The organism is Pseudomonas helleri, from assembly GCF_009600315.1.
Taxonomy (GTDB): domain Bacteria; phylum Pseudomonadota; class Gammaproteobacteria; order Pseudomonadales; family Pseudomonadaceae; genus Aquipseudomonas; species Aquipseudomonas helleri_A.
Window position 1 is genome coordinate 1 of sequence record NZ_WIWC01000069.1, and the last position, 8,944, is coordinate 8,944.

8 protein-coding genes are annotated in these 8,944 nt (G+C 57.5%); all 8 read left to right on the top strand.

The window, feature by feature from the left end; all coding sequences use genetic code 11:
* Positions 1 to 350 precede the first annotated feature (350 nt).
* Positions 351 to 1,799 carry a flagellin gene (locus GHN86_RS22565; RefSeq protein WP_153387355.1) on the top strand — a complete coding sequence of 483 codons (1,449 nt, stop codon included), beginning with the start codon at positions 351 to 353 and terminating at the stop codon, positions 1,797 to 1,799.
* Between the two features lie 73 nt (positions 1,800 to 1,872).
* Entirely contained in the window at positions 1,873 to 2,211 is a 339-nt protein-coding gene (locus GHN86_RS22570; protein WP_153382988.1) for a flagellar protein FlaG, read from the top strand.
* An 80-nt stretch (positions 2,212 to 2,291) separates the two neighbouring features.
* Positions 2,292 to 3,662, top strand: a complete 1,371-nt coding sequence (gene fliD / locus GHN86_RS22575; RefSeq protein WP_153382986.1) for a flagellar filament capping protein FliD — start codon at positions 2,292 to 2,294, stop codon at positions 3,660 to 3,662.
* Positions 3,663 to 3,775: 113 nt separating this feature from the next.
* A complete protein-coding gene (fliS, locus tag GHN86_RS22580; protein ID WP_153382984.1) occupies positions 3,776 to 4,165 on the top strand; it encodes a flagellar export chaperone FliS in 390 nt (129 codons plus the stop codon).
* Between the two features lie 28 nt (positions 4,166 to 4,193).
* Positions 4,194 to 4,487: a flagellar protein FliT gene (locus tag GHN86_RS22585; protein WP_153382981.1), complete on the top strand. Its 294-nt coding sequence runs from the start codon at positions 4,194 to 4,196 to the stop codon at positions 4,485 to 4,487.
* 177 nt (positions 4,488 to 4,664) lie between these two features.
* Positions 4,665 to 6,143, top strand: coding sequence for a sigma-54 dependent transcriptional regulator (locus tag GHN86_RS22590; protein ID WP_153382979.1), 1,479 nt, complete (start codon positions 4,665 to 4,667; stop codon positions 6,141 to 6,143).
* A 217-nt stretch (positions 6,144 to 6,360) separates the two neighbouring features.
* On the top strand, positions 6,361 to 7,461 hold the full coding sequence (locus tag GHN86_RS22595; RefSeq protein ID WP_228385021.1) for a sensor histidine kinase: 1,101 nt from the start codon (positions 6,361 to 6,363) through the stop codon (positions 7,459 to 7,461).
* Between the two features lie 5 nt (positions 7,462 to 7,466).
* The gene (locus GHN86_RS22600) at positions 7,467 to 8,846 is read left to right on the top strand and encodes a sigma-54-dependent transcriptional regulator (RefSeq protein WP_153382975.1); all 1,380 of its coding nucleotides are present in this window, start codon (positions 7,467 to 7,469) and stop codon (positions 8,844 to 8,846) included.
* Positions 8,847 to 8,944: the final 98 nt, after the last annotated feature.

The window sequence follows — 8,944 nt, forward strand, 5'->3', positions numbered from 1 at the left end:
GCTAACTGTTCGCTATGTCTCCGAACAAAGTGTTCGCGATGTCCCCGGTCCATACACTCCCGGAGGGAGAGGGGACTGATCGGTGTCGTTGCGCATATCTGCTTTTGCTTTTAGTCCCCTCTCCCTCTGGGAGAGGGCTAGGGTGAGGGCCGTTTTCCGGCCATACCTATGACTAAAACCCCGGGCTAACCCCCTGAAATACAAGGGATGGCCCCCGGCCATTAAAAAAATCCAAAAAAGCCCTCAAGCAACCTGCATTGACGACGATAACTATTACGAAGGTTCTCTAGGCCACACCCGGCGGTTGCCAGGGCCGGAAGCCGCAGTAATTACCCAGTGAGGATTTCGTCATGGCTTTAACCGTAAACACCAACCTTGCATCGCTGAACGTTCAGAACAACCTGAACAAATCCTCGACGGCTCTGTCGACTTCCATGCAGCGCCTGTCTTCCGGCCTGCGTATCAACAGCGCTAAAGACGACGCAGCTGGCCTGCAAATCTCCAACCGTCTGACCAGCCAGATCAACGGCCTGGGCACAGCGATCAAGAACGCCGGTGACGGTATCTCCATTGCGCAAACCGCTGAAGGCGCAATGCAGGAATCCACCAACATTCTGCAAACCATGCGTACCCTGGCCCTGTCGTCTGCCAACGGTTCCCTGAGTGCAGAAGACCGCAAGTCGAACAACGCCCAGTACGCGGCACTGACTTCGGAACTGACCCGTATTGCAACCACCACCACCTTCGGTGGCAAGAACCTGCTGGACGGCTCGTTCGGTACCACCGCTTTCCAGATCGGTGCCAACGCCAACCAGACCATCAACATGACCATGGGTGATGTGTCGGCGAGCAGCATTGGTTCGCAGCAGATCAAATCGGCAGCGATCAAGCCGGATGGCACTGGCGTAGCCGGTGGCGCAATCAAGATCTCGGGTGGCGGTGAGATTGCCGACATTACAGTGAAAGCTGGTGCTTCTGCCAAAGTAATCGCCAATCAAATGAACGGCGCCATTGGAGGCTTGGCAGCAACAGCAAGCACTGAAGCCAAGCTGACGCTGTCCGACACCGCACCAGCCAGCGCTGCTGCGTCTGCGAACTTCAAATTGAAAGTGGGTGAGCAGAGCGTTGACTTCGTTAACGTAACGGATCTGGACAGCCTGGCTGATCAGCTCAACTCCAACGCCGCCAAGCTGGGTATCAGCGTTAACTACGATAGCAGCGCTAAGACTTTGTCGATCAAGTCCGACTCGGGCGAGAACTTTGAGTTCACTAGTGAGGCCGCTAGCGGTGCGGCGGGTCTGTCGGTAAACACCAAGGATGCGTCCGGTAAGTACGCTGATGATGCAACTGCACTTGCGGTCGGCGGCAAGATCATTGCAACCGGCGCTGTATCGCTGGATTCGGCCAAAGGTTACTCGCTGAGTGGTGATGGCGTTAAAGGTTTGTTCGGCGGTGCCGCTGACACAACAGCCAGCTCGAAAAAAACCACCATCGCCGACACCAGCGTAACCACCGCTGCTGGCGCACAAGACGCCATCGCCGTTATCACTCAGGCGATCGCCAACATCGACTCCCAGCGTGCTGACTTGGGTGCCGTGCAAAACCGTTTCGACAGCACTGTTTCCAACCTGCGCAGCATCTCGGACAACTCCACTGCAGCACGTGGCGCGATCCAGGACGTTGACTTCGCTTCGGAAACTGCTCAACTGACCAAGCAACAAACCCTGCAACAGGCTTCGACTGCAATCCTGTCCCAGGCTAACCAGCTGCCATCCGCTGTACTGAAACTGCTTCAGTAATTCCAGCGCTTGGTAACAAACGGAGGGGCGCGTTTACGCGCCCTTTTGTGTTTTCAGTGAAGAGGGCAGCGTCATGGACATGAGTGTCAAGCTGAACCACGCTTACTCCCCGCAGGTTCCGGTGCTGAACGCGGCGGCTGCCAACGCTCAGCCCAAGGCCGAAAGCGTTGAGGCGGGCCGTATCCCCCAGCGCGATGAGCTGGAGAAAGCCGTCACGGATATTCGTGAGTTTGTGCAATCGACTCAGCGCAATCTGGATTTTTCCATCGATGACTCCACCGGCGTGGTGGTGGTCAAGGTGATTGCCACAGACAGTGGTGAAGTGATCCGTCAGCTTCCCTCGGAAGCCGCGCTGAAACTGGCGCAAAGTTTGACCAATGCCAACAGCCTGATGTTTCAAAGCAAGGCCTGAGCTGGCACGAAATTTGTTGCTGTTTGTCTTGAGGCGTTGTTCGTCAACAAAACAGCAGCCACTGGATAAGGAGAAGGATGATGGCAGGTACAACGGTTAGCGGTATCGGTTCGAACGTCGATACTCAGGCGATTGTGAAGTCGTTGGTTGCGGCTGAAAAAGCGCCCAAGCAAACACAAATCAACAACCAATCACTGAAAGCAACCACCACGCTGTCGTCCATCGGCAAAGTCCAGTCGGCCTTGAGCAATTTCCGCTCGGCCTTGGCCACGATGAACACCACCACCATTTTTGGCGGGTTGACCGCCACCTCGTCGGATGAAAAAACCGCCAAGGTGACCTTGAGCGGCAGCGCGTCCAACGGCAGCTTTGCCTTAAAGGTCGAGCAATTGGCCACCGCTTCGAAGATCTCCACCAAGGTCTACGAGAAAGGCGCCAGCTCGGTGGTCAACGCGGGTACCACACCGAGCAATCTGGTGATCAAGCAGGGCGACACCAAGTTTGATGTCAGCGTGCCGGCCGGGGCGACCTTGCAACAGGTGCGCGACTCGATCAACAGCCAGTACGGCGCCAAGGGCATCAGCGCCAACATCCTGACCGACGCCACCGGCTCGCGCATGGTTTTGACCACGACCACCATGGGCGAGGGCAGCGACCTCAGTCTGGAAGGTAACAGTGGCCTGGAAGACGCTTTCAAAGTGATCGACCCGCCACAAAACGCCCTGTACAGCATCGACGGCATCGAAATGGTCTCCAAGACCAATAATATTGCCGACGCGATCAGTGGTGTCAGTCTTCAGCTGATAGCGCCAACCGCAACCGGCGGCGCCGCGACCACGGTGTCGGTGTCCACCAGCTCGACTCAGCTGAAGTCGGCAGTCAAGGGCTTTGTGGACACGTACAACGCCTTGCTGACGGCGATCAATGCCGAAACCAAAGTCACCAAGAGTGAAGACGGCACGCAGACCGCAGGCGCGTTGACCGGGGACGCCACCATGCGCACCCTGACGTCTACATTGCGCAATGAGCTGAATGCCATGTCGGGCACCGGCGAATTGAAGTCGCTGGCGCAGTTTGGTGTGAGCACCAACCAGACGTCGGGCTTGCTGGAAATCAACGACAAAAAGTGGGATGCCGCAGTGGCGACCAATGCGTCGGATCTCAAAAGCATCTTCACCGGTGACAAAGGCTTGTTGATGCGCCTGCAAAACTCGACGGCCGACTATGCGCGAAGCAATACCGGCATTCTCGCGGCGCGTTCCGCCAGTTTGACCAATAATCTCAATGATCTGACCAAGCAGCAGACAGCGCTGGAAACTCGCATGGACAGCCTGCAGCTGTCGTTGATGGCCAAATACAACGCGATGGACACCCTGGTCGCTCAGATCACGGCGTCGGCCACCAGCATGATGACCACGCTGAACTCGCTGAACAATCCTAAATCGACCTGATAAGCAGCCCTCAAGTTCTGTGTCGTCACGTCGACATACAACAGAGTGGCGTCTTTTAAGGCGTTTTTTTCAAACGCTTATTTTTCCAGCGGTCCCTGTTCCGAGGTAGACACATGAATCCCATGAGAGCCCTTCGCCAGTACCAGAAGGTCAATTCCCACGCTCAAATCTCCGAGGCCAGCCCCCATCGGCTGGTACAAATGCTGATGCAGGGTGGGCTTGATCGCATGGCGCAAGCCAAAGGGGCTATGGAGCGCGGAGATATTGCGCAAAAAGGCGAATTGCTCGGCAAGGCCATCGACATCATTGTCGGGCTGCGTCAGGGGCTGGATGAGAAAAAGGCCGAAGATCCGGCCTCGATTCGTCAGCTGGATGACCTGTACGAATACATGGGCTCGCGCCTGCTTCAAGCCAACCTGAAAAACGATCCTGCGATCATCGACGAAGTGGCACGCCTGCTGATCACAGTTAAAAGCGGCTGGGATGAGATCGCGCCTGAATAATCAAGCCTGAGAGTCTGAGGAGTGCGTTATGAGCCAGCTGCAACGAATTCAAGAAACCCGTGATGCGCTGATCGATGCCCTGGCAGAGCGTAATTGGGAGGCTATTGGTGAGTTGGATTTAGCCTGTCGCCAGTCGGTCGAAAGCGTTCTGGATGAAGCACCTGTGGACGAGGCGGTATTGCGCGAGAATCTGGAGGGGTTGTTGGTGGTTTATCGCATGCTGCTGGAGGCGGCGACCGGCGAGCGTCAGCAGTTGGTCGATCAAATGTCTCAGATCAACCAAGCAAAAAATGCATCAAAGGTTTACCATCTATTCGGTTAAGGCATAAGAAATGTGTGGTTTATTGACGCAGTGCGCCATAAATTTGACTGTGTTCAAGTTTATGACTTAACTAGTGCTGTATCCTGTTTCAGTCGTCATACATACCCAACTGGGTAGGACGGCTAAATAATACCCTGCCATCCGGGGTATTGAGCTGACTAGGGAAGTTGCTATTGCATGTGGCGTGAAACCAAAATTCTGCTGATCGATGACGATAGCGTCCGCCGCCGTGATCTGGCGGTGATTCTAAATTTTCTGGGTGAAGAAAATTTAGCCAGCACCAGCCACGCATGGGAACAAGATGTCAGTGACCTGACCTCCAGTCGCGAGGTGTTGTGTGTGCTGGTAGGCGCTGTAAATATCCCTGGCGGCATTTCGAGCTTGCTTAGGACAGTGGCAGAGTGGGATGAGTTCCTTCCCGTGATGCTTTTAGGTGAAATTTCTTCGGCAGAGTTGCCTGAAGACCAACGCCGCCGCGTGCTGTCTACCCTTGAAATGCCTCCCAGCTACAGCAAATTACTCGACTCCCTGCACCGAGCTCAGGTCTATCGCGAGATGTACGACAAGGCCCGCGAGCGCGGCCGTCACCGTGAACCCAACCTGTTTCGCAGCTTGGTCGGCACCAGCCGGGCCATTCAGCACGTGCGCCAAATGATGCAGCAAGTGGCCGATACGGACGCCAGCGTGTTAATTCTTGGCGAATCCGGCACCGGCAAGGAAGTGGTTGCGCGCAACCTGCATTACCATTCCAAACGCCGCGACGCACCGTTTGTGCCGGTCAACTGCGGGGCGATTCCCGCTGAACTGCTCGAAAGCGAATTGTTCGGCCATGAGAAGGGTGCCTTCACCGGCGCCATCACCAGCCGTGCCGGGCGTTTTGAGCTGGCCAATGGCGGTACGCTGTTTCTTGATGAAATCGGTGATATGCCATTGCCGATGCAGGTCAAGCTGCTGCGCGTCTTGCAGGAACGCACCTTTGAGCGTGTGGGCAGCAACAAGACCCAAAGCGCGGATGTGCGCATTATTGCCGCCACCCACAAAAATCTTGAAAGCATGATTGAAGTCGGCGCTTTTCGCGAAGACTTGTACTACCGCCTCAATGTCTTTCCGATCGAAATGGCGCCGTTGCGCGAGCGCGTCGAAGACATCCCGTTGTTGATGAACGAGCTGATTTCGCGCATGGAGCACGAAAAGCGCGGTTCGATTCGCTTTAACTCCGTCTCGATCATGTCGTTATGCCGACACGCCTGGCCGGGCAACGTGCGAGAGCTGGCCAATCTGGTCGAGCGCATGGCGATCATGCATCCGTATGGAGTGATCGGGGTCGCTGAATTGCCGAAAAAATTCCGTTACGTGGACGACGATGACGAGCAGCAGGCCACGGACCCGATGTTCAGTGAAATGGAGGAGCGGGTGGCGATCAATAACAGCGTGCCCGATTTCAGCTCCTCCGCAATGCTGCCGCCCGAAGGGCTTGACCTCAAGGATTACCTTGGCGGGTTGGAACAAGGGTTGATTCAGCAAGCGCTGGACGATGCCAATGGCATCGTTGCACGGGCGGCGGAACGCCTGCGCATTCGACGGACCACCCTGGTCGAAAAAATGCGCAAATACGGCATGAGCCGTCGCGAAGGCGAAGAGCAGCTCGAAGATTGACCCTCAGCCTTTAAGTCAGGGTCGCGGTGTTCAGGCACGGGTATTGCTTTGCTTGGTGTAACGAACCGTTTTATGACGGTCAGCCAAGCGAGAATGCCTCATGCCCCATACCGCCCAACACGCCTCGGCCCCTGATCTTGCAGGGTCGGGCCTCCCGCTTGCGACGCAGCCAGTGCGTCGCGAAGGTCTGGAGCAAGCGTTCTCGCTGTTCAACGAAATGTCGACTCAGTTGACCGATTCCTACAGCCTGCTGGAAGCTCGGGTGGCCGAGCTTAAAGGTGAGCTGGCGGTGGTCAGTGCTCAGCGCATGGCCGAGCTGGCCGAGAAAGAACGGCTGGCCAATCGGCTGCAAAACCTCCTTGATCTGTTGCCGGGCGGGGTCATCGTTATTGATGATCGCGGTCATGTGCGCGAGGCCAATCCGGCCGCCATTGAACTGCTGGGTGAGCCGCTGCAGGGCGAGTTGTGGCGGCAGGTGATTACCCGCTGCTTTGCGCCTCGTGAAGATGATGGTCATGAAGTGTCGCTCAAGGATGGTCGGCGTCTGTCGATTGCCACCCGTTCGCTGGATGCGGAGCCGGGGCAGCTCGTGTTGCTCAATGACCTGACGCAAACCCGCCGCTTGCAGGATCAGCTCGCGCGCCATGAACGCCTGTCGTCACTGGGGCGCATGGTGGCTTCGCTGGCCCACCAGATTCGCACGCCCTTGTCCGCGGCGTTGATCTACGCCAGTCATTTGACTGAGCAAGAGTTGCCGGTGCAGACCCAGCAGCGTTTTGCCGGGCGCCTCAAAGAGCGGCTGCATGAACTGGAGCATCAGGTGCGCGACATGCTGGTGTTTGCCCGAGGTGAATTGCCATTGACCGACAGGCTATCGCCCTCGGCTTTGCTGCAAGCGCTGCAGTCGGCCGCGCAGACCCATGTTCAGGGGGTGGCCATCCGCTGGCAGTGTGATGTTCATGAGGGGCAGCTGCTGTGCAATCGAGACACGCTGGTGGGTGCGATGCTGAACTTGATTGAAAACGCCCTGCAAGCCGGTACGCCTCAGATGCTGCTCAAGGTTCACCTGTACGCGCGCGGCCCGGTGTTGCGCCTGTGCGTGAGTGACAGTGGCAGCGGCATTGCGACCGACGTTCTCAAGCGACTGGGCGAACCTTTTTTCACCACCAAAGCCACGGGCACCGGGTTGGGGTTGGCGGTGGTCAATGCTGTAGTGCGGGCGCATCAAGGGCAGTTGCACCTGCGTTCACGGTTGGGACGCGGCACTTGTGCGCTGATCAGCTTGCCGTTGATCCCCGGCCCGACGGAGCACAACTGATGGTCATGAGCATCAAAGTCCTGTTGGTCGAAGACGACCCTGCCTTGCGTGAGGCGCTGGTGGACACGCTGCTGTTGGCCGGTCATGGTTTTCATGCAGTGGCTTCGGCTGAAGAGGCGTTGCTGGCGGTTGCCGAGCAGTCATTCAGCCTGGTGGTCAGCGACGTCAATATGCCCGGAATGGATGGTCATCAATTGCTCAGCCATCTACGGGCCAGTCAGCCGCAGTTGCCGGTGCTATTGATGACGGCCCACGGTGCCGTTGAGCGCGCCGTTGATGCGATGCGCCAAGGGGCGGCCGATTATCTGGTGAAGCCGTTTGAGCCCAAGGCGTTGCTTGATCTGGTGGCTCGCCATGCGCTGGGCAGTCTGGGTGTGGTCGACACGCTCGGCCCGGTGGCGGTTGAGCCGGCCAGTGTGCAGTTGCTGGCATTGGCGGCCCGGGTGGCGCGCAGTGATTCGACGGTATTGATTTCGGGCGAGTCGGGCACGGGTAAAGAGGTGTTGGCACGTTATATCCATCAGCATTCGAGTCGTGCCGAGCAGCCGTTTGTTGCGATCAACTGTGCAGCCATTCCCGACAACATGCTAGAAGCCACGTTGTTTGGTCATGAAAAGGGGGCGTTTACCGGCGCCATCGCGGCGCAGGCGGGCAAGTTCGAGCAGGCGGACGGTGGCACGCTGTTGCTCGACGAAATTTCCGAAATGCCCCTGAGTTTGCAGGCCAAGTTACTGCGGGTGTTGCAAGAGCGCGAAGTGGAGCGAGTGGGCGGGCGCAAGCCGATTGTGCTGGATATTCGGGTGGTCGCCACGACCAACCGTGACCTTGGCGCCGAAGTGGCGGCGGGGCGTTTCCGTGAAGATTTGTTTTACCGGCTTTCAGTATTCCCGTTGGCCTGGCGTCCCTTGCGCGAGCGCACGGCGGATATTCTGCCGTTGGCGCAGCGGATGCTGGCCAGACACATCAGCAAAATGAAACACACCACGGTGCGTTTCTCGCCTCAGGCCAAAGCGACCCTGACGGGCTACCCGTGGCCCGGCAACGTGCGTGAACTGGACAATGCGCTGCAGCGCGCGCTGATTTTGCAGCAGGGCGGTTTGATCGAAGCGGCCGATTTTTGCCTGTCCGGGCCGGTTGCCTGTGCACCTTTGCCGGTGCTGGCTGAAGCCTTGCCGGTGGATGTGGGTGATTCAGCCGGGGCGCTGGGTGAAGACCTGCGCCGTCGTGAGTTCCAGATGATTATCGACACCCTGCGCAACGAGCGCGGGCGGCGCAAGGAAGCGGCTGAGCGGTTGGGTATCAGCCCGCGAACGTTGCGCTACAAGCTGGCGCAAATGCGTGATGCGGGGATGGATGTAGAGGGGTATTTGTTTGCGTCGAGTTAGTTTCCCAAACCCTCACCCCAGCCCTCTCCCTGTATGGACCGGGGACATCGCGAACAGAATGTTCGGAGACATAGCGAACACTTTTTAATACGACACAT